At 70.4% G+C, this 20,919-nt stretch carries 15 protein-coding genes and 1 pseudogene; 7 read left to right on the top strand and 9 right to left on the bottom strand.

The annotated features are described in order from the left end of the window. Positions 1-53 precede the first annotated feature (53 nt). Both KUTG_RS03515 and KUTG_RS03510 read right to left on the bottom strand, forming a co-directional pair. On the bottom strand, positions 54-1,238 hold the full coding sequence (locus KUTG_RS03515) for a cellulose-binding domain-containing protein (protein ID WP_043714850.1): 1,185 nt from the start codon (positions 1,236-1,238) through the stop codon (positions 54-56). A 106-nt stretch (positions 1,239-1,344) separates the two neighbouring features. Further along, positions 1,345-3,240, bottom strand: coding sequence for a cellulose binding domain-containing protein (locus KUTG_RS03510; protein WP_084578846.1), 1,896 nt, complete (start codon positions 3,238-3,240; stop codon positions 1,345-1,347). Between the two features lie 433 nt (positions 3,241-3,673). Here KUTG_RS03510 and KUTG_RS65650 point away from each other — a divergent pair, with 433 nt between their 5' ends. Together KUTG_RS65650 and KUTG_RS03500 are read left to right on the top strand one after the other, a co-directional pair. Beyond that, on the top strand, positions 3,674-5,527 hold the full coding sequence (locus tag KUTG_RS65650) for a phosphatase PAP2 family protein (RefSeq protein ID WP_043728129.1): 1,854 nt from the start codon (positions 3,674-3,676) through the stop codon (positions 5,525-5,527). Next, positions 5,524-6,852 carry a jacalin-like lectin gene (locus tag KUTG_RS03500; RefSeq protein ID WP_157494305.1) on the top strand — a complete coding sequence of 443 codons (1,329 nt, stop codon included), beginning with the start codon at positions 5,524-5,526 and terminating at the stop codon, positions 6,850-6,852. The genes KUTG_RS65650 and KUTG_RS03500 overlap by 4 nt, the downstream gene beginning before the upstream one ends. 15 nt (positions 6,853-6,867) lie before the next feature. On the opposite strand, the gene KUTG_RS52865 is transcribed toward KUTG_RS03500, so the two are convergent. The 3 genes and pseudogenes from KUTG_RS52865 to KUTG_RS03490 all read right to left on the bottom strand — a co-directional run bounded on the left by KUTG_RS52865 (position 6,868) and on the right by KUTG_RS03490 (position 9,602). Further along, positions 6,868-7,674 (bottom strand): fibronectin type III-like domain-contianing protein, encoded by an 807-nt coding sequence (locus tag KUTG_RS52865; protein ID WP_232241414.1) that lies wholly within the window; start codon positions 7,672-7,674, stop codon positions 6,868-6,870. A gap of 9 nt (positions 7,675-7,683) precedes the next feature. Beyond that, a pseudogene (locus KUTG_RS52860) lies at positions 7,684-8,411 on the bottom strand (glycoside hydrolase family 3 C-terminal domain-containing protein); the annotation flags it as partial. 570 nt (positions 8,412-8,981) lie between these two features. Continuing rightward, the gene (locus KUTG_RS03490; RefSeq protein WP_198046990.1) at positions 8,982-9,602 is read right to left on the bottom strand and encodes a glycoside hydrolase family 3 protein; all 621 of its coding nucleotides are present in this window, start codon (positions 9,600-9,602) and stop codon (positions 8,982-8,984) included. A 451-nt stretch (positions 9,603-10,053) separates the two neighbouring features. Between KUTG_RS03490 and KUTG_RS03485 the strand changes: the two genes are divergently transcribed. Both KUTG_RS03485 and KUTG_RS03480 read left to right on the top strand, forming a co-directional pair. Next, positions 10,054-10,746 carry a glycoside hydrolase family 12 protein gene (locus KUTG_RS03485; protein ID WP_043714841.1) on the top strand — a complete coding sequence of 231 codons (693 nt, stop codon included), beginning with the start codon at positions 10,054-10,056 and terminating at the stop codon, positions 10,744-10,746. Positions 10,747-10,758: 12 nt separating this feature from the next. Then, positions 10,759-12,441 (top strand): glycoside hydrolase family 27 protein, encoded by a 1,683-nt coding sequence (locus KUTG_RS03480; RefSeq protein ID WP_232240633.1) that lies wholly within the window; start codon positions 10,759-10,761, stop codon positions 12,439-12,441. A 63-nt stretch (positions 12,442-12,504) separates the two neighbouring features. Here KUTG_RS03480 and KUTG_RS03475 read toward each other — a convergent pair whose 3' ends face one another. After that, positions 12,505-13,545, bottom strand: coding sequence for an arabinofuranosidase catalytic domain-containing protein (locus KUTG_RS03475; protein ID WP_369794430.1), 1,041 nt, complete (start codon positions 13,543-13,545; stop codon positions 12,505-12,507). Between the two features lie 462 nt (positions 13,546-14,007). On the opposite strand from KUTG_RS03475, the gene KUTG_RS03470 reads away from it, so the two are divergent. Continuing rightward, positions 14,008-15,015, top strand: coding sequence for a LacI family DNA-binding transcriptional regulator (locus KUTG_RS03470; RefSeq protein ID WP_232240632.1), 1,008 nt, complete (start codon positions 14,008-14,010; stop codon positions 15,013-15,015). A 117-nt stretch (positions 15,016-15,132) separates the two neighbouring features. On the opposite strand, the gene KUTG_RS03465 is transcribed toward KUTG_RS03470, so the two are convergent. After that, positions 15,133-15,456, bottom strand: a complete 324-nt coding sequence (locus KUTG_RS03465) for an L-rhamnose mutarotase (RefSeq protein ID WP_043714833.1) — start codon at positions 15,454-15,456, stop codon at positions 15,133-15,135. A 16-nt stretch (positions 15,457-15,472) separates the two neighbouring features. Beyond that, positions 15,473-17,872 (bottom strand): galactose-binding domain-containing protein, encoded by a 2,400-nt coding sequence (locus KUTG_RS52855; protein ID WP_052393861.1) that lies wholly within the window; start codon positions 17,870-17,872, stop codon positions 15,473-15,475. A gap of 171 nt (positions 17,873-18,043) precedes the next feature. On the opposite strand from KUTG_RS52855, the gene KUTG_RS03455 reads away from it, so the two are divergent. Further along, a complete protein-coding gene (locus KUTG_RS03455) occupies positions 18,044-19,237 on the top strand; it encodes an MFS transporter (protein ID WP_052393860.1) in 1,194 nt (397 codons plus the stop codon). A gap of 180 nt (positions 19,238-19,417) precedes the next feature. Further along, complete coding sequence (locus tag KUTG_RS03450; RefSeq protein ID WP_232240631.1) at positions 19,418-20,224, top strand: alpha/beta fold hydrolase; 807 nt, start codon at positions 19,418-19,420, stop codon at positions 20,222-20,224. Here KUTG_RS03450 and KUTG_RS03445 read toward each other — a convergent pair. Continuing rightward, a partial coding sequence (locus tag KUTG_RS03445; protein ID WP_043714832.1) for a helix-turn-helix transcriptional regulator occupies positions 20,218-20,919 on the bottom strand: 702 nt, incomplete at its 5' end. The two genes, KUTG_RS03450 and KUTG_RS03445, sit on opposite strands and share 7 nt — an antisense overlap.

Below are 20,919 nucleotides of genomic sequence, written 5' to 3'. Positions count from 1 at the left end.
TCGCCGGGAGTGCGCGTCCACCTGTCATCCACAGTGGACCGGAGTGATTCCGGTCAGCCGCAGCCGATCCGGCTGGTGCCCAGGGCCACGTCGTCGAACCAGAGCCCGTCCGGACCACCGCCGCCGTAGCTCTCCCAACCCAGCTTCAGATCGGTCAGCTTCGGCCGCCAGGCGCGCCCCAGCCACTGGTCGTCGATGTTCGAGGTGGGCACGCCGTCCTCGGTCAGGCCGGGCACCGCGGACCCGTTGACCCAGGTGTGGATCTGACCGTCCGTGCCGCTGACGGAGAACTCCACGCACGTCCAGGCGTTGACGGGCAGCGGCACGCTCTGCGCGACACCGGCCGGGCTCTGGTCGGGCAGCGTGGCGTCGTCGGACTGCCGGTTCCACATCAGGGCGCCGTTCTGGCCGCCGAGCCGGAGGTCGGTGTCGCCGGCCGCGCCGTCGTTCATGGCCAGGAACGTCACGTGACCGGTGGGCAGCGGAGTGGTGTGCTTGAGCCAGAACCGCACGAACCAGGTGGGACTCGCGGCCGGAGGGTCGGTCGTGTCGTCGACGAAGACGTGGTTGCAGTAGCCGTCCGCCCCGGTGACCTGCAACGAATGCGTGCCCGTGTGCGCCGTGGCGGTGGTGATCGCCGCCGTGCCGGCGCCCGCGCAGTTGGGCGTCACCGTGCTCCAGCGTCCCGACGGCGCCGGACCGGTCTGGTCCTCGAACCCGTCGCAGCGGATGGCCGTGGACGCCGCACACCCGGAGCCGGCCGGCGGCGTCGTGGTCGTGGTCGTCGGTGGGGTGCGGTCGTTGCAGGGCTGTCCGTTCACCGCGAAGTCGACCGGCACGTCATTGGTGCCGGCATACGTTGCCTGGAAACCGAAACTCGTCGATCCGCCGGTGGGAATCGCGCCGTTGTAGGGCTCGTTGGTCGCGGTGACCGCCGTCCCCGTCTGGGTCACCTGCGCCGACCAGCCCGATGTCACGTGCTGGTTGCCGCCGAACGTCCACGTCACCGTCCACGAGGCGACGGCGGGGCCGTTGTTGGTCACGGTGATGGTCGAGGTGAACCCGCCCGCCCACTGGTTGATCTGGTCGGTGACCTGGCAGATCGGAGTCGCGGCCGGCTGCGGGTCGCTCGTGGCCCGTGCGTTCGGCACGACGACCGCGGCGAGCACGAGGCCGCCGAGCGCGGCGAGGGTCGCGGCGAGATGCCAAGCGGATGTCCTGCGGCGTAACGCATCCATGTCAGTCCTGACGTCGGTGGGCGTCGACCGGGGTGACGCCGACGTGGCCGAGGAAGGTCGTACCCGGCGGCTGGTGGCCGGCCCCGAACCACCAGCCGCCGGTCGGTCAACTCGCGCAGGCCATGCCGTTGACCGTGAATGCCGTCGGGGGCGCGCTCGAACTCGACCAGCTGCCCTGGAAACCGAACGATGTCGACGCGCCGGCGGCGACGTTGCCGTTGTAGCCGGCGTTCACCGCGGTGACGTGCGCGCCGGACTGGCTCACCGTCGCGTTCCAGGCGTTGGTGATCCTCTGGTCACCGCCGAACGTGAAGGCCACCGTCCAACCCGACCACGGCGTGGCGCCGGTGTTGGTGACGGTCACGCCGCCGGTGAAGCCGCCGGACCAGTTGTTCGGCTGGTAGGTGATCTTGCAGCCGCCGGGCGTGCCGGACGTGCCGGGCTGGAGCGTGATCATCGTCGCGGTGTACGGGGCGATCGTCTGCGACGCCGAGGTGCCGGTGGTCGTCGTGGTGATGCCGGTGCCGGGCGGCGCGAGCGTGGCCACGGTCGGTGCGGCGCCACTGGGCGTGAAGCCGGTGTAGGCGAGGTTGACCGTGTAGCTGGTGCTGGGGTCGTCGTTGACGAGCATGACGCGCAGCGAGCCGTCCGCCGCCTTCACCGCGTAGGACTGCACGAGCGAGGCGGTGGAGGACGCCGACACCAGCGTGTCCCCGGGGTGGATGAACCGGCCGAGCAACTGAAGGCCGTAGTAGGCGGGGAACGGCGTGTCCACGGCCGGTTCGCACACCGTGGCGCCGTTGGCCGTGTCGCACGTCGCGTCGGAGAGCACGCCGTAGTCGCCGTAGGTCGCGGTGCCGTACAACGACGGCCCGTTGTCGCCGGTCGTGACGATGCCGTTGTGGATCTGCCACCAGTCGACGTTCGCGACGCCCTGGCCCAGCCAGCCGAGATAGTCCTGCTCCAGGTGCAGTGCGTTGACGATGCCCACCGTCTGCTTGCCGGGATTGGACGACACCGAGTTGGTCTCGGTGATCATGATCGGCAGGTTCGGGGGCAGCTGCCCCCGCAGGGACGACACCATGCCCGGGATCTGGGCGTCGGCGGCGAGCAGGCCGGCGTCGGTCGGCCCCGGCGGCGTGACGGTGCTCGGGTTCTGCGGGTACCAGTGCACGTCGGCGAACCCGATCTGGTTGCCCAGCGCGGACAGGACGGTCTGGTTCCATGGCTGCGGGCTGCCGGCCGAGGTGATGCCGTCCGGCCAGTTGCCGGGCGCGGTGAGCACGACGCCGACCACGATGCTCGGGTCGACCGCCTTCATCGCGCTGATGTACGCCTTGGCGTTCTGCGCGTAGACGGCCGGGCCGCAGTTGGTCGGGTTCGCCCCGGTGGCGCAGTGCTGGTCGGGTTCCCAGCTGCCGCCGTAGGTCCCGTTGCCGTAGATCTCGTTGCCGATCTCCCAGTACTTGATGCCGAGGTGGTGGGTGACGTTGGCGTAGCGCACCCAGTCGGCGGCCAGTTGCGCGCCGCTCTCGGCCGGGCTCTGCTTGGCGCCGGCCGTGTCACCGGTGCCGTAGTTGACGGTGACCATGCCCTGCGCCCCGGTCTGGGCGAGCAGCGTGGCGTACTGGTCGAAGTCCACCGCCTGTCGCTGGCCGGACTGCACATCGGTGTTGGTCCGCCAGTCGTAGATGTCCGACTCCGTGCCGCCGGGGAAGCGGATCACGTTGGTGCCGGCCGACTTCAGCAGTCCGGGGACCGCGGCGTCGGTGAGTGCGGCGTCGTACACCGAGCCGTTGATCCCGATCGCGGTGCTCGGCACGGTCGCGAGCGCGCTGCCGGCGTTCACGCTCACCGACGCGCTCATGGCCGCGGGTTTGGCGGCAGCGGGCGCGGTCGCCACCGCCGCCGGTGTCGTTCCGGCCGCCCATGCGGCGGACATCAGCGCCACGACGGGCACTGCCGCCCATCGTCTCCAGTGGTCTCGGCGGGACGTCCGCATGCCGCAGCTCCTCGTGTCGTGGTGACCCGGCCACGGCGAGGCTTGGCATGTTTCCCGGCGGGCGTCAATCAACGGCCGTGAGCACCCCGTTCCACCTGGCGAGGCCCGTGAAACTTTCGCCGTGGCTCCGGACGGCCCGTCGCCGCGCGGCGTGGAGGTCGAAGCCGCGGGTGGCCGCCGGGTGCGGAATCGATCGTCGAATTCGACGAATTCGGGGCGGGCCTGCGGAAAGGTGTTCGGCCTTGGTATACGGCGGATGGCCGGCCGGGAAATCCCCTCTGTCGGCTCTTGACGGCCGGTGCCGGGCGGCTGATCATTCGTCACGGCCGCGAGGACTGTGAGCGCTAACAATGTGTGGGTCCTGCCGCGCCGTCGCCGGTGCGGACATCGTGTCGGCGACCCATTTCCCGGGCGGTTCGTACTGGAGAAGCAGTTGAGATCAGGCACTGTGCGGCGGCGGGAGTTCCTCCGGCGGTCCGCGCTCGTCACGGCCGGAATCGTGGTTGCGCCGGCGGTGGTTGTCCCTTCCGCACAGGCGGAAGAGTTGTCGTTGGCATTCGTCGACAACTATCGCACGAATGTCTCGGCCAACCGGACCGTGCAGTCGAATGCGGCGGTGCGCGCGCTCGCCGGAATGCAGCGGCTGTGGCGGACGGGAACGGCGTGGAACAACGGCGTCGGGTTGGATTCGTCGGTGTTGCGGGCGAATGTTCGACACGTGGTCATGGTGACCCGGTCGCGTACCCGGTCGCAGGCGAAGCGGGCGTTCGTCTTCGACCGGCAGCACCAGTCGTACGCGGCGATCGGCGGCCTCGGCCCGCTGGCCGACCTGTACCGTCGGGGCGCGAAGGCGGTCACGAGCATCACGGGCGCGCCGGACGGGACGCCGCCGGGCCCGGTGGACGAGGTGATCCCGCCGGGTGCGCCGGCGGGATCGGCGCTCGGCGCGGGGGCCGAGGATTCGGCGCTGGGCCTGGTGGTCCAGTTGGTGGACACGGTGCGCGGGCCCTACGCGTCGGGCAACCCGAGCAAGTACGCCTACCAGTACCCGCGGCCGTGGCGGATGAACGCGGACAGCCGGGTTGTCGACACCGGTCGGGTCGATGCCTTCGGGTACCCGGTCTACGCTTCCGATGTGGTGGTGGCGCCGCAGCTGCTGCGGCAGCGGAGCCTGAGCCCGGCGGACGACGCGGGCTACCCGAGCGGCCACACCAACGCGTTTCACCTGGCGTGCCTGGCGTTGGCCTACGCGGTCCCGGAGCGGTTCCAGGAGTTGGTGGCGCGGGCGTACGACCTGGCCGACACCCGGATCGTGGCCGGCATGCATTCGCCGCTCGACGTGATCGGCGGCCGCATCCTCGCCACGGCGCTGGCGGCCGCGACGCTCGCCGACCCGGCCAACGCCACGCTCAGGACGGCCGCGCGTGACCAGGCGCTGCGCTACTTCACCGCGGAGACGGGAACAACCGCGGACACGCTGTACGCGCGGGCGCATACCGGGCCGGACGAGTACGCGAACCGGCAGGCGAACGCGGCGATGGTCGCCGCGCACTCGACCTATGGGCTGCCGGGCACGGCCGCGCGCTCGCCGATGAGTGTGCCGAAGGGCGCGGAAGTCCTTTTGGAGACCCGTCTTCCGTACCTGGACCCGGCCCAGCGCCGCGAAGTGTTGCGCACGACGGCCTTCCCGGCCGGCAACCAGCTGATGGACGGCCCCGAACAGTGGGGACGGCTGAACCTGTTCGCCGCGGCCGACGGTTATGGCTCCTTCGACGCCGACGTCCACGTCGAGATGGATGCGGCACGCGGCGGTTTCAGCGCCGATGACAGCTGGCGCAACGACATCGGCGGCGCCGGCGGCCTGGTCAAGTCGGGCAGCGGCACGCTCACGCTGATGGGTTCGAACCACTACCGGGGTGGCACGCGGGTCGAGGCCGGCACGGTGGTGGCGGCGACGCCGACCGCGCTCGGCTCCGGTCCGGTCGAGGTTGTCGGCGGCGCGTTGAGCCTCGGCCGGGGCCTGTGCGGCGGGGACTACCGCCAGTCGGGCGGCCATCTCGTGGTCCGGCTCGGAGACGTGCTGTCCGGCGAGTCCATTGTGGTCTCGGGTGGCGTGCTCGAGATCCTCGTGGGCTCCTCGGTGCCGCGCGAGCCGGTCCGGGTGCTCAGCGCCTGCCGCCTGCACGGGCGGTTCGCCGCCATCAAGATCAATCGCCCCGGCCTGCGGGCGGTGCCCACCTACAGCTCGAACTGCCTGTCGATCCGCATCCAGAAGGAGCAATCGTGAAGAGAAGCGTGGCCACAGCGGTCATCCTGGCCCTAGCGGCGCTGGCCGTGCCGGCGGTCGGCCACGCCGACGGCGTCGACGGCGGCAGCTTCTCCGTGCTGAGCCTCAACGTGGCCGGCCTGCCGGAGGGGATCTCCAGCGCCCCGACGCCCCGACAGTCGGCTACCACCGCGATCGGCCAGCGGCTCGGCCCGTACGACCTCGTGCACGTCGAGGAGGACTTCAACTACCACGCCGCCCTCTACGCCGCCGACAACCACGCGTACCGCACGCCGACCAGCGGTGGCGCCGGCGTCGGTAGCGGCCTGAACTCGCTGTCGTCGTTGCCGTACGACGGGGACGACTTCGAGCGCGCGCACTGGAACTCGTGCCAGCTCGACTCCGGGGACTGCTTGACCCCCAAGGGTTTCACGTTCATGCGGACGCGGCTGGCCGAGGGCGTCTACGTCGACGTCTACAACCTGCACACCAATGCCGGCACCAATGACGGCGATGAGTCGTCGCGGGCGTCGAACCTGGCTCAGCTGAGCGGTTTCATCCAGTCGCACTCGGCCGGCAACGCCGTGATCGTCATGGGCGACACCAACACCCGCTACACCCGTGCCGCCGACACCATCGCCGGTTTCGGGGCCAGCAACGGACTTACCGACGCGTGGGTGCAGCTGGTCCGGGGCGGCAGCGCTCCGGCGGCGGGCAGCCCGGCGCTGCTGTGCGACGAGCAGGCCGTCACCAACGACTGCGAGGTCGTGGACAAGGTCCTCTACCGCAGCAGCAAGCTCGTCAACCTCAACGCCACCTACTACAACAACGAGCACGCGAAGTTCCTGGACGACTCGGGCAAGATGCTGTCCGACCACGACCCGATCACCGTGAAGTTCAGCTGGTCGCGCAATCCGGCGCTGCGGCTGTCCGAGCAGTTCGGCGGCCCGCACGGTGACTACTTCACCGACGTCGCCTCGGTTCCTGCCGCGGCGCGGGTCCGCACCCTGTCGCTGCGCAGCGGTGCCCGGATCGACCAGCTCGGCATCACGCTGGACAACGGCGCCACCCTCACGCACGGCGGCACCGGCGGCGATCCGGCGTCGTTGGCGTTGGCCGGCAACGAATACGTCACATCGGCGACCCTGTGCGAGGGCAGCTACCAGGGCCACACGCGGATCTTCTCGGCCCGCTTCACCACCAACCTCGGGCACACCCTGGCCGGCGGCCAGGACACCTCGGACTGCGTCACGCGGACCGCGCCCGACGGCTGGCAGATCGCCGGTTTCCACGGCCGGACCGGCGACGAGGTCGACAAGGTCGGATTCCTCTACACCCAGCGGTGATGGCCGGTTCCCGGCTCAGTCGAACGTGATCACCGACAGCCGGAGACCGGTTGCGGCGCACACGACGAACAGGTCGCAGCGTTCGGGCAGTGGCGGCAGCGCGGCCGTCACTGCCGTCGGGTGCCGGGCCGTCGCGGGTGGCACGGCGAGCAGGGACAGCACCGGGCCGTCGGCCGAGTCGGCGTGCAGTTCGACGATGACCGGCCGGTCGCCGAGGTTGTCGCCGACCACGCCCCAGCGTCGGGCGCCGGCGGTCTCGCAGCGCAGAAAACCCAGCCAGGCGCCCGGTCGCAGGGGCGAGAGCACCGGGCAGTCCCGTTCGTCGGTGTCCACGATGGCGATCCCGGCGGTCATGTCGGCCGTGCTCGCCGGAACGGGGCCGGCGGCCAGTTTCCGGCCGGACACGGTGGCGCCGTGCACGGTGATGGCGGCGGTGCCGACCAGGTCGTCGGCCGACCGGCCGACGCAGATCTCGTGGGTGCCGCTCTCGACCACCCACCGCTGGGTGGTCACGTCCCAGAAGGCCAGATCCGACGTGCGAAGCAGGAAGGTCACGGTGCGGCTGGCCTGCGCGGCCAGGGTGATCTTCTGGAAGTCGCGCAGCTGTTTGTTCGGCTGCGCGACCGCCGACCGGAGCTGCCGGGTGTAGAGCTGCACGACCTCGGCGCACTCCCGGAAGCCGGTGTTGCGCACCTGGACCGAGATCGCCAGCTCCTCGTCGTCGCGCAGGTGGGAACCGCTGAGCCGCAACGGCCCGTAGGCGAACGTGGTGTAGGTGAGCCCATGGCCGAAGGCGTACAGCGGTTCGCGGCGGGTGTACATGTAGGTCCACTCGCCGGCGACGGTGTCCCGGTCGAGATCGGCCGGCACGTCCGCGTCGGAGCGGTACCAGGTCTGCGGCAGCCGGCCCGCCGGCGACTGCTCGCCGAACAGGATCTCGGCCACGGCCCGATGGGTGTTCAGTCCACTGGGGACGGACCACAGGATTGCCGGCACGTGGTTGTCCGCCCACCCCAGGGCGTAGGGGTATGGGCTGAGCACCACGAGGACGCTGTTCGCGTTAGCGGCCCGGGCCTCCGCACGACACGCTCCTGTCGGGCCGGCAGGTTCAGGGTCCGGCGGACCTGCTGACGGGTGTCGTCCGGCCTCGGGTCGTCGCCGACGGCCAGCACCACGACGTCGGCGTTGCGGGCCAGGTCCGCGGCCCGGGCGGCGCCGTCGACCAGGACCTCCCAGCGCAGCGGCGTGGCCAGGGCGCGGTCGGCGGTGGTCGAGGTCGTCCGGTCGGACTCGTCCACCGTCAGATACGCCCCGGAAGCCAGGTCGCCGGCGAGAAGCGTGCCGTCCGGCTGCTGCTCGGCGGTCAACGTCAGGTCGCCGGCCCGCAGCGCGTAGCGGCCGGGCCGCCACTCGGTCATCTCGAACTCGACATCGAGCGGGTGGCCGGTGTCGGCGGCGACGAGGCGAACCCGGTCCGCGCCGGTGTCGTGCTGGACGTCCTCGACGCGCAGGCGCAACTGTTCCGCGAGTTCCTCGGCGTGCGGCCCGAGCACGGCCATCCGCAGGCCGACGCCGGTCAGCAGCGGCAGCAGGCCGTCATTGCGGAGCAGGACGATCGACTCCCGAGCGGCCTGCAGGGCCAACATCTGATGGGCGGCCGGGTCGGCGGTCGGACCGTCGGCGGCCTCCAGCCGCAAGCGAAGCGTCAGCATCCGGCGGGCGGCGAGGGCCAGCCGCGAGTCCGCCACGGCGCCGGCCCGGTGGGCCTCGACCAGCTCCATGCCGGCCCGCCAGGGCCCGAGGAAGCCGTCCACGTCCATCCGCAGCGCCTCGGTCGCGGCGCCGCGCGCCGGGGCCGACCTGGCCTCGAACCACACCAGGGTGTCCTCGTCGCTCCAGGTGCGGACGATCTCCCGGATCAGGAAAGCTTGCTGTCGGTATTGTGGCCCTCTTTCGAGTGTTCCTACGTACTAACAACACTCCAGGTCGTACAAAACAATTACTTAAGCGTGGGCATTAAGACTGTTCATCAACGCGCGGTACCGCTGAATTCCTAGTAAGTCTGAGAGCACCTCTATTCGCTATTACAAGTCAACGCTATATCTGAGACCGCATCGTGCGGGTCGGGATCAGGAAGGCGGCCATCGCCGGCGCGGCCCGAAACGCTCCGCCGACAGCACCGCGCCGACCGGGCCGCCGAGTTCGAAGCAGGCGCGGAAGACCGTCAGCTGGTGCTCGTGTATCAGCCGGAGGTTGAACGACTCGCGGGGATTGGTGTCGGCGTTGTCCCCCCACCACAGCACGGGCGCGACCCGCGTCCGATCCTCGTCCGCCCCGCGCATGCCCAACGCGTGCAGCGCGGCGAGCTTGGCACACAGCAACGGGTCCTCGCCGTGGCGCTGGTCGTTGCGGCCCAACCGCGGATCCTCCAGCGGGACCGGCAGGGGTATTTCCCGGACCGGGCCCGCGCCGGCGGCCCGGATCTGGTCGGCGACGGAGGCGCCGACCAGCAGGGCCAGCTTCGGATTCCAGCTGCTGCCCAGGCCGAGCGGCGACGGGAAGGCCGTGCCGAGGTCCTCAGTGACCGTGTGCACGGTGAGATCCGTCGGAGGCAGGTCCAACCGCTCGATGGCGGGCTGCAGGTGCCCGAGCAGCGCGATCCGAGCCGCCGGACCCAGCCGGGTCAGCTCGAGATCGACGATTCGAGCACAGTCGGACCGGCCGTCGTGAAGCTCGCGTGCGGATCGCACCGTCACCCCCGCCCCAGTGCCACCACCCCGTTCGGACGGTGACCTTCGATCATGTGGAGCAGCAGTGTTTACGCTGGACGCGACCCGGTCAACACCGCCGCCCATCGAACATGTCGAATTCTCATGTTTTCCCCCGGAAGGCCGAACCCGCCGGTCGTGGGGCCGCCGGCGGACGCGGTCCCGGACGCACTGTGCGAAATGGACCGTCGAATCTTCGACACCCCCCGTTTTCGGTCGTTTCGTCGAAACTTCGTCGAAGACCCAGGCCGACGCGGCCGGACGCCGGCGGGTCCGGTCCGGCCGGTGAACACCGGTTCTTGACCGCGGCTCGATCGGCCTGCGACAGTGCAATCGGTTCGACGGAAACTCCCGATCGACCCGCAAGCCTTGCCGTCGAAGGAAGTTCGACGACCGTATCCGCGCAATGTCGCCCGGAAGAAAAGGCAATTCGATGCGTAAAACCCTGCGCTACATCCTGCCCACAGTGGCCGCGCTGGCCACCGTGGTGTTGACCGCGACATCGGCCCAGGCCGCCACCTGGTCCTCGTCCGACAAATGGGGATCCTGGTCCAACGGCGGATACACGATCACCAACGACGTCTGGGGCAGCGGCGCCGGCCCGCAGTCGATCTGGGCCAACTCGTACAGCAACTGGGGAGTCAGCTCCAACCAGCCCAACACCGGCGGCGTGAAGTCCTATCCGCACTCCGGGCGGACCATCGGCCGCCAGCTGAGCAGCCTCGGCAGTGTCACCAGCTCCTTCAACGTCTCGGTGCCGGGCGCCGGCGCCTACGAGACCGCCTATGACATCTGGGCGAACAACAACGCGTACGAGATCATGTTGTGGATGAACAAGACCGGCGCGGTCGGGCCGATCGGCAGTCTGCAGACCACGGTCTCGGTCGGCGGCCACACCTGGGACGTCTACAAGGGATCCAACGGCTCGAACGCGGTGTTCTCCTTCCTGCGCCACGGCAACACCAACGCGGGGTCGGTCGACGTCAAGGCGGTGCTGAACTGGATCAAGTCGAAGGGCTGGTTCGGCGACGTCACGCTGGGCGACGTCCAGTTCGGCTTCGAGATCACCTCGACCGGCACGGCGCGGAGCTTCACGTCCAACAGCTTTTCCGTGTCCTCGTCCTGATCGGGAGCCAGCGTGAACATCGAGCGGCGTCGCCGAGGTCGCGGGTTTCTCGGACGGGCCATGGCCATCGGGATCGCGGTGCTGTCCCTGGCCGTGGCGCAGTCCTCGACGGCCGCCGGTCGTCCGTCGACAAGCGCACCCGTGCCGTCCGTCGCCGCGGCGACGCCGCCGATGGGCTGGGCATCATGGAACACCTACGCCGCGGCGATCAACGCCGACGCGATCAGGACTCAGGTCGACGCGATCGTCGCTGGCGGCCTGAAGTCCGCCGGCTACCAGTACGTCGACATCGACGAGGGCTGGTGGCAGGGTACCCGGGACGCCGCCGGCGACATCACGGTGGACAGCGCTGACTGGCCGGGCGGCATGGGGGCCGTCGTGGACTACATCCACAGCAAGGGGCTCAAGGCCGGCATCTACACCGACGCCGGCCGGGACGGCTGCGGCTACTACTATCCGACCGGGCGCCCGGCGGCGCCCGGCTCGGGCAGCGAGGGCCACTACGACCAGGACTTCCTCCAGTTCTCCCGGTGGGGATTCGACCTGGTGAAGGTCGACTGGTGCGGCGGCGACCACGAGGGCCTGGATGCGCGCAGCACGTACCAGGCGATCAGCGACTCGATCGGCCGGGCCACCGCCAGCACCGGCCGGCCGCTGCTGCTGTCCATCTGCGACTGGGGCCGCCAGGCCCCGTGGAACTGGGCGCCGGGCATGTCCACCCTGTGGCGGGACAGCGACGACCTGATCATCTGGGGACAGAGCCCGTCCATGGACCACGTGCTGGCCAACTTCGACGCCGCCATGCACCCGGACGCGCAGAGCCCCGGCCACTACAACGATCCGGACATGCTCGTCGTCGGCCTGCCGGGATTCACCGCGGCCCAGAACCGGACCCACATGAGCCTGTGGGCGATCTCCGGGGCTCCGTTGCTGGCCGGCAACAACATCGCCACGATGAGCGGGACCCCGAGCCGTGCTCGCCAACCGGAGGTTCTGGCCATCGACCAGGACGCGCTCGGCAGGCAGGGCGTGAAGGTGGCCGAGGACCAGGAGGGCCGCCAGGTCTACAGCAAGGTCCTGGCCGGCTCCGGCCGTCGCGCGGTGGTGGCGCTCAACCGCACCGACAGCGCCGGCGTGATCGACGTTCGCTTCGCGGACCTCGGGCTCGCCGACACCGCCGCCGTCCGCGATGTCTGGGGTGCGACCGACCTCGGCTCGATGACCACCAGCTACCGGGTGACCGTGCCGGCGCACCAGGCGGTGCTGCTGACCGTCGCCGGCGCCGAGAAGCCGGGCGCCGGGACCCGGGTCGCCGCGGTCACGGGCCAGCAATCCGGTCGCTGCCTGGACATCGACAACCACGCGACGGCCAACGGCACGCAGGCCCAGCTGTGGGACTGCAACGGGCAGGACAACCAGCGCTGGACGCGTACCGCGGGCCAGCAGTTCACGGTGTACGGCGGCACGAAGTGCCTGGACGCGATGAACGCCGGCACGACGGCCGGCACGCCGGTGGTCATCTGGGACTGCAACGGCCAGCGCAACCAGCAGTGGAGCGTCAACTCCGACGGGACGATCCGCGGCGCGCAGTCGGGGCTGTGCCTCGACGCCAGCCAGGCCGGGACGGCCAACGGGACGAAGCTGATCCTGTGGACCTGCGGCGCCGGTGACAACCAGCTCTGGCACCTGAACTGAGATCGGCCGGCCGCAGCGGCGGCCGGCCGATCCCGTTCTGTCGTCGGCGATCCGCGCGCTCGGTCAGTGGTACGCGGCGGCGACGATGTTGGCCTGCACCGAGTTCTCGGTGCTGTCGGACGGATAGCCGGCGGTCATGACGCCTTCGTAGAAGGTGCCGGCGGAAGCCTTGCTGTTGTCGCCGCCGATGCCGAGGATGATCGCGCCCTCCTTGTGCATCGGGTTGTAGCCCGAGACGTTCGGCCGCTTTCCGCTGTAGAACGTCGACACGCCGCCGGACTGGGCGTTGCCGCCGCGGATGGCCCACTTGTTCGGCCCGCCCTTGACCACGGCGGTCAGGTAGCGGTGGCTCACGCTCGGGTCGTTGGTGTTGACGTGCTGGTTCACGCCGGAGAACAGGCCGTTCTCCAGATCGGCCATGATCCAGGGGCCGTTGCCGCTGCCGGAGCCCCAGATCTTGTTGTTGCCGAAGTAGATGGCCTCCATGTGGCCGTTGCCGGTGTCGTTGTTGCTCGTCTCGGCGTTGCCGTAGTCGAAGCAGCACCCGCTGTTGAAGTGCGTGCCGTCGAAGATGGCGTACTCGCCCTCGGCCCCGTCGCCGGTGGCGATGCCCGAGGTGTGGTCGTTGCGGTAGCCGGTGCCCGGTGCCACGAACACGCCGTAGGCCTTGTGGCCCTGCACCGTGGTCGGCGCCGCGGTCGCGTTGGCCAGGTTGTCCGGTCCGCCGGCCGCGCCGCCGCCGGGCGCCTGGGTGAGGTTGTTGCCGCGGCCGGACTGGTCGTAGATCACGGTGATGACACAGCTCGTGTTGGCGCAGAAGGAATCCTGCGCCGCGGCGTTGGCCGGGCCGCCGGTCGACAGCACACCGATGTTCGCCGTGTGGCCGTCGGAACCGCGTCGTACCTGGTAGAGCGATCCGTGGTAGGCCGAGTAGAGCGCCCGGGTGGTGCTGTGCGCGGCCACGCACGGCGTGCCGCCGGCCGCGTAGATGTCGCACGGGCCGCTGCCGGCCGCAGCTGCCTCCTGCGCGCCGACGATGCCGACACCGGCGAGGGCGAGGCAGGTGGCGGCGGTGGCGGCCACCAACCTTTCCGACTTGCGCACGAATGTGCTCCTTCACGGTCGGACGAATGTGAATATGAGCCACGGAAATGGGAAGCCGCCGGAAAGTGGGAAGCGGGATTGGGGCCCTGTCCCGTGTCGACGCAGACCGTTGTTAGCGCTAACACTTGATGTCGGCGGATCCGCGCTCGATGACCTCCGGTGAAGGGGGGATCGGTGTCCTGTGGCTTGAATCACTATCGACCTTCGGTGGAGTTACGTCAAGGTTTCCGGCTCGCCGGTCTCGTCGACGGCGGATCCGTGCTGTTCAAGGACGGTGTCGCGGCCGGAGGGGCGTCGAGGCGACGGCGGCCGCGTCCGATTTCGGCAGTGTGTTCGACACATTCGACGAAGTAGGGTTCTTTCCGATTGTCGACACCGCGAGCGTGTGCTTGTGCGCCGTCCCGGCTCTACTCTACTTTCAGTCCGCATCGGCTGATTCAACGGCGAAGGAGTCGGAACTTGGTGACGATCATCGATGTCGCGAGGGCGGCCGGGGTGGCGCCGAGCACGGTGTCGTACGTCCTGAACGGAAAACGGCCGATTTCCGCCGACACCCGCCGACAGGTGGAACAGTGCATCCGCCGCCTCGGGTACCGCCCCCTCAATCGGCGGACCGCGACGCCGCGGGTTCGGACCAACGTGCTCGGCCTGTTGGCGCCCGGCGGAAGCATGCCGGCGATGGCGGAGTTCGTGAGCGCGGCGATGACCGCGGCCGGGGGTCGCGAGCAGGACCTGTTGTTGCTCACGCACGATTCCGGCCTGGCCGGCCTGCGCCGGGCCATGTCGACGGCGGTCGCCGACGCGCTGATCGTGCTGGACGCGCCGGGCTCCGACCCGATGATGCCGGCGCTGATGGCGCTGGACCGGCCGGTGGTGATGGTCGGGACGCCGGACCGGTCGACGAACCTGGCGTGTGTGGACCTCGACTACGGGGTGGCGGCGAGTCGGGCCGCCGGGCACCTGGTGAGCCTGGGGCATCGGGCCGTCGCGGTGCTGGGTTCGACGCGGGTGCAGGACGCGGGGGCCTGCGGCTATCCGAGGCGGTTCACGAGGGCCTTCCAGGCCGCCGCGGAGAAGCGGGGCCTGCGGGTCCGGCGGCAGCCGTGCGCCTGTTCGCACGAGGCGGTCCGGCACTGTCTGGACGAGCTGTTCGCCGAGGACCCGGCCATCACCGGGCTGGTGGTGGAGAGCGAACTCGTGCTGGCGGCCGTGCTCCAGCACCTGGGCCGACGCGTGCCCACGGACGTCTCCGTCATCGCCGTGTGCCGTGACGACGTCGCCGAGCGCTCCCCGGTCCGCGTCACCTCGGTTCCGGTCCCGGCGGCCCAACTCGGCGGACTCGCCGTCGACATGGCCCTGCGGCAGTTCGACAACGACGAGGTGCCGGCGGTCCGGCTGCTCACCCCCGCGCTGACCATCCGGGAGAGCACGGCGCCCACCCCTGTGGCATTGTCAGGTACGTTATGTTAGCGCTAACAAACGGCTGGCTCGGGCGTATCGGCTGAAGGAGTGCTCGGCAGCGCCGTGCTCCGCCCCCGATCACGGCATGAACGCGGCCGGGGGCGTCCGGCCGAACCGTGCCGACCGTCAGTCGAGATGGAACAACTCCTCCATCGGCGCCCACCACTCGCCGGCCGCGGCGGTGTCCACCGGTTGCTGGCACGGGTCGGTGAACGTCCACCACCGCCGGGTCTCCGGATCCGCGGCCACCCGCGCCATGTCGGCGGCGTGATCCTGGCCGACGTACTCGAGATAGCTGAACAGCAGGCCGTCCCGCAGGAAGATCGAGTAGTTGCGGACGTTGGCCCGGGTCAACGTGGTGAGCACGGCCGGCCACACTGCGGCGTGCAGGGCGCGATACTCGGCCTCCTGTTCGGGACGCAGTCGGATGACGGCCGCGTGTCGCTGCATGGGTATCCCTTCCGGATCAGCGGAACACCTGCACCTCGGCGAGCGCGGGATAGTTGGCGCCCGCCAGCTGCACCAGCACATATCGGCCGGTGGCGGCGGCCGGCAGCCTGGTGGGCCGGCCCATCGTGCCGGCCTGGTGACTCGACCACACCCCGGGTAGGGCGGCCTGCTGAGCCGGGGTCAGCGAGTGGTCGAACGGTGTGTCGGACACGAGCACCCAGTAGTCGCTGTCGCGGTCGGCGCAGCAGTCGTTGCGGTTCCACAGGTTGACGTCGGCCACGGACTGCGTCGCGCCGAGATCGACCTGCCACCAGGCGTTCTGGTCGTCGCCGGTGTGGGAGATCGAACCGGCGAAGTACGAGCCGTTGGTGTTGCCGTCCACCGCGCTGGCGGCGGGCGCGTCGAACGCGGTGGAGGACTGGGTGGCCGCCTTGCCCTGTGCGATGTCCAGGCTCGGGTCGTAGGTGTAGGCGGCGTCGCTCACCGGACTGGCTCCGGCGGCGGTGCTGACCCGGACGTCGCCGTCGTGGACAGTGCTCGGCAACACCGCGGTCAGCTGGTTAGGTCCACTGTGGACGACAGAGGTCGCGGCCATGCCGTTGATCGTCACGGTGGCGTCGGACGTGAACCCGCGCCCCGAGATCAGCACCTGGTGGTCGGTGATCGGACTGACCGCCAGCACGGCCGGCGCGGTCGCCGTGGACAGGCGCCGGAACCTCGGTTCGAGACCGGCCGCGGCGAGCTTGGCGTTCGGGATGACGCCCGGACCCGGGTTGAACGGGATGAGCGTGTTGCCGCCGCCGTCACGGAAATCGGTGCCCACGTTGTCGCAGATGTAGACGTTCAGCGCGCCGACCCGGTACGAGTTCTCGACGATGATGTGGCCGGTGGTCGAGCAGCCGCCGTTGAAGTTGCCGCCGTCGGCGTACTGGACGTTGCCGTCCATGGTGATGTAGGCGCCGCCCTCGTCGTTGTAGTTGGCGAAGCTGGTCTGCTTGTTGGCGAAGGTGACGTTGCCCCGGATCGTCAGCCCGTGGTCGAGGCTCTGCCCCTGTGGGCCGTTGGTGTAGATCGGGCCGCCGTCCGACCGCACGCCCATCACGTCGTAGATCACGTTGTCCGCGATCACGTTGTCGGCCTGGATGTTCGGGTTCGTGTCGGGCGTGGTGGCGTTGGTGTGCCAGCCGGCCCAGCCGAAGCTGATGCCGCTGTAGGGCAGGTCGCCGATCTCGTTGTGACTGATGGTGGTCCGGCGCGCGTAGCCGCCCCAGATGCCGACCGCCCCGGTGTACTCGACACCGACCTGGTGGATGTAGTTGTCGCTGATCGTGTTGTCGACCGAGGTCTCGCCCGGGGCCGTCGGCTGCGGATCGTCAGTGGCGCCGAACTCGACGCCGTTCCCGGACACGTCGACAATCTCGTTGCCGGACAACACATCTTCGCGGGCCCCGTGATACACGCCGAGGCCGGCCGCGCCGAGGTGAGTGAACGTGTCGCCGATGATCCGGACGTTGCTGGTGCCGACCAGGTCCACCGCCGCCGGCGGGCGGCTCCAGGCGGCGAACGGGCAGCTGCCCGGCGGGGACACGTACTGGCACAGGCCTTGGGTGCGCGCCCCGTTCACGCCCTGGACGTACATGTTCGCCTGCATCTCGGGGAAACCGTTGTCACCACTGGGAGTCAGCCAGGTGGTGTAGGCGAAGGCGATGCCGCTGAACGTGACGTCGCGCAGCGGGTGGGCGGCGGTCGACGAGCTGCTGATCAACTGTTGCAGCACGGGGGCGACGAAGTGCATGGCCGCCGGGTGGTCGCCCGGCCGTGGGTCGTAGTAGACGGTGTGCCGGGTCCGGTCGAGGTACCAGGTGCCGGGGCTCAGCAGCTCGTAGGCGTTCTCGATCCTGGTCGGCGTCGCCGACTTGTCCAGCGCCGGGAAGCCGCCCGACGGGTTGTCCCCGTCCGGCGCCGTCGGCGTGCTCGGTAAGTCCATATTGGACCAGCACGGCTGCTTCATGGTGATGGCCGTGCCGCTGATGCCGGCGACGTCGCAGCGGGGCTGGGTCCAGGCGCCATGGCCGCCGTCGAAGACGAACTCGATGTCGCCCGGGTTGCGCCAGGACGCGAGCGTGCCGTCGGCCGCGGTGAAGCCGTCCGTGGTCTGCGTCAGCGACACCGGGCTGGCGCCGGAACTACGCGGGATGCGTCGGCCGTCGGCGTACAGCTGGCGGGTGTTCAGGTTCGTTGGCACGGGGGCGGACCACAGGGCGGGGTTGTCCGGGTCTTGCCGCCATCCGGTGATGGCCGTTCCGCCGCTGATCATCGGGTGCGCGCCCGGTGCCGCCGTCCAGGTGACGCCGGAATCGTCGGGGCCGAAGGTGAGCGGGGTGCTGAGCTGGTAGGTGCCGGCGGTCAGCAACACGGTGACGTGCCGGCCGAAGGCGGCCCGCCGGGCGGCCGCGCTCTTGGCCTGGACGCTCGCGCAGGGCTGCCGCGCCGTGCACGCCTGGCCCCGTCCGTAGGGAGCCGCGTAGACGACCTGGGTCTCGGTCTGGGCCGGCGCCGTGACCGTCGACGCCGCCGCGAGGCTCAGGTGCCGCCGCGGGGCCCGCTGCGCACCATGGCGGCGGGCGTGCTGCTCACGACCGCCGGCGAGGGCGCCTGGTACACGACCTGGGCCATCTACTTCACCCGGGACGCCGGCCTAGGCATCGTGCAGGTCGGCATCGCCCTGTTCGTCGCGGGGGCCGTCGGGTGCCTGACGCCGGGACCGGCCGGCCGGCTGGGTGACCGGATCGGGCACCGCGATGTGCTGGCGGTGCTGCTGGCCGTCAACGGGGTGGCGATGGCCGGCTACACCCTGGTGCACAGCTTCACCGTGCTGCTGGTGACACGCGTCGTGGAGGCGGCGGCGAGCCAGGCGGCCAGCGGCCTGAAAACCGCCTATGTCGCCGATCTCGTGCCGGGTGAGGACCGCACGATCGAACTGGCGCGGCAGCGGACGGCCAGCCACGTCGGCTACGCCATCGGCGCCGCCGGGGGAGCCCTGTGCCTGACGATCAACACCCACACGGCTTTCCTCGTGGTGATCCTGGTGAACGCGGCGACGTCGCTGGTGTACGCGGCGATCGTGCACCGGCTGCCGGCCAGCGGGACGCCGCGATCCGCCGGCGGGCACGAGTCGAGGCAGGGCCACGGTGTGACCCTCCGGTTCGTCGCGGTGGTGGCGGCCACGGCGGTGCTGTGTCTGTGCTGGGGCATGGTCTCCACCGGCCTGCCACTGTGGCTCAGCGACCACACCCGGTTGTCGACCGGCCTGGCCGGCGTGGTGGTCGCGGTGAACTCGATCGGCGTCGCCGCGTTGCAGGTGCCCGCCGGGCGGCTGACGACGTCGGTCAGGGCAGCTCGCCGGGCCGTGGGCATCTCTGGGGCGAGTCTGGCCGCGGCGTGCGTCCTGTTCGCCACGACGCTGAACGCCGGCGGCTACCGGGCGGTCGGGGTCATCCTGCTCGCGGCGCTGTTCCACCTGGTCGGCGAGGTGCTCTACATCTCGGCGGCGTGGACGATCACGCTGCACCTGACGCCGCCCGGCCGCACCGGCACGTACCAGGGCGTCGCGGCGGCCGCGCAGTCCGTGGTGCAGATGGTCAGCCCTGGGCTGATCGGCATCCTGGTCACCGGCCTGGCCGCGACCGGCTGGCTCGTCCTGGCCGCGGTGCTGGTGGCGGCGGCCGTGGCGAGCATGTGCCTGGTGCCCGCCCGCGCCCGGGCCCGGGCGAAGGCCTGATCTCACCGTGCACAGTCGCCTCCTATGTTCGCGTGAGGAGAAGGTGCGCCACCGGCCGCGCCGGGCGAGGAGACGGGGTCGCGAGCTCCTGTCTTCGGGCGATCCGGGGCACGGCCCACACCGGTTGACTCGGGGCAGCGGCCGGTGATCGGCCGACGGGCTCTGGTGAGGAAGCGAATCGTGAAGAACAGCTGGAAGTACTCGGCCGCGGTGGTGGCCGGGTTGATCGCGGTGTCGGGTGGCGCGGTGGCGGCGAGCGCGCAAGCCCAGCCGGCGGCGGTGTCACACGGGGCGAAGCCGACGATCGTGCTGGTGTACGGGGCCTTCGAGGACGGCTCGGCGTGGAACGGCGTCACGGCGCGGTTGCAGCGGGCCGGCTACCGGGTGATCGTGCCGGCGGTGCCGTTGCGGGGCGTGCAGAGCGACGTGGCCTACCTGAACAGTCTGCTCAAGACGGTGGACGGTCCGCTGGTGCTGGCCGGCCACTCCTACGGCGGCATGCTGATCACGCAGATCGCGGCCGAGAACCCCGCCGTGAAGGCTCTGGTGTACACGGCTGCGTTCATCCCGGTGGCGGGGGAGAGCGCCGGGCAGTTGGACAACCAGTTCCCGGGCACGCTGATCGGGCCGGACACGCTGCAGACCGTCAGCTACCCGGGCGGCACCGACCTGTACGTGAAGCCGGACGCCTTCCACGAGGCGTTCGCCGGCGACCGGAGCGCAGCGGACGCCGCCGTCGCGGCTGCGACGCAGCGACCGGCCGACGGGGCGGTCTTCAGCGACACGGTGACCGCGGGCGCGCCGACCGACATCCCGAAGTACGCCATCGTGGCCAGCCAGGACCGGGCCATTCCGCCGGTGGCCGAGCAGTGGGAGGCCAAGCGGGCCGGCGCGACGATCGTCACGCTGCGGTCGGCGCACGACGTGCCGACCTCACACCCGGTCGAGGTCGCCGACCTCATCACGCGTGCGGCCCGTGGTCACTGACGCTGGTCGGTGATCAGCAGCCGGGTCAGCTGAACCCGTGAGTTCACGCCCAGCTTGGTGAACACCGCCCGCAGGTGCGTGTTGACGGTGCTCGGGGACACCGTCAACACCTCCGCCGCGGACTTGTTGGTGTGACCGTCCGCGACCAGTTCGGCGACCCTGCGCTCGGTGACGGTGAGGGCGTCCCAGCCCGTGTCGGCCTTCGGCGGGACATGTGGCCAGCGCCGCCGTCGGACACCGGCGGCGTGCAGAAGTCGTTGCACACGTAGCGCATCGGCATCGGCGCCCAGTTCCGCGTACAGATCCCGGGTCTCGTCGAGCAGCGCGACGCCGGTGTCGCGATGGCCGGCGGACAGCTCGGCTCGCCCGAGTTCCTGGAGCGCCAAGGCCAGCAGGAGCGGCCGGTGGGCCGTCCGCAGCGTGTCGACGGCCGGCGCGAGATCGCGCCGGGCGATCATGGCGGCGCCGGCGATGCCGGCTGATGAGGGGTTGTCCCGGGCCAGGTCGGCCAGGGATCTGGTTGCTGCGTCCCGGATCCGCGGCTCCTGAGCCGCCATGGCGAGCAGGTGGTCACGCCAGGGCGGATTCTCCGCGTGAATGGCGTCGAGCAGCTCGTCGCCGGCCCCCGGCTCGGACAGCAGCGCCGTCACGAAGCGCATCGGATGGTCGGCGGTCAGCTGCCGGGCCGTCGCCGC

Origin of the sequence: Kutzneria sp. 744 (genome assembly GCF_000568255.1) — a bacterium.
Lineage (GTDB): Bacteria > Actinomycetota > Actinomycetes > Mycobacteriales > Pseudonocardiaceae > Kutzneria.
The sequence above is the reverse complement of the archived record's forward strand: the minus strand, read 5'-3'. Positions and strand labels throughout refer to the sequence as shown.

Coding starts and splice junctions, on each gene's coding strand:
- KUTG_RS03515 (WP_043714850.1), bottom strand. CDS start 1,238: ATGGATGCGTTACGCCGCAGGACATCCGCTTGGCATCTCGCCGCGACC.
- KUTG_RS03510 (WP_084578846.1), bottom strand. CDS start 3,240: ATGCGGACGTCCCGCCGAGACCACTGGAGACGATGGGCGGCAGTGCCC.
- KUTG_RS52865 (WP_232241414.1), bottom strand. CDS start 7,674: ATGTACACCCGCCGCGAACCGCTGTACGCCTTCGGCCATGGGCTCACC.
- KUTG_RS03485 (WP_043714841.1), top strand. CDS start 10,054: ATGCGTAAAACCCTGCGCTACATCCTGCCCACAGTGGCCGCGCTGGCC.
- KUTG_RS03465 (WP_043714833.1), bottom strand. CDS start 15,456: ATGCAGCGACACGCGGCCGTCATCCGACTGCGTCCCGAACAGGAGGCC.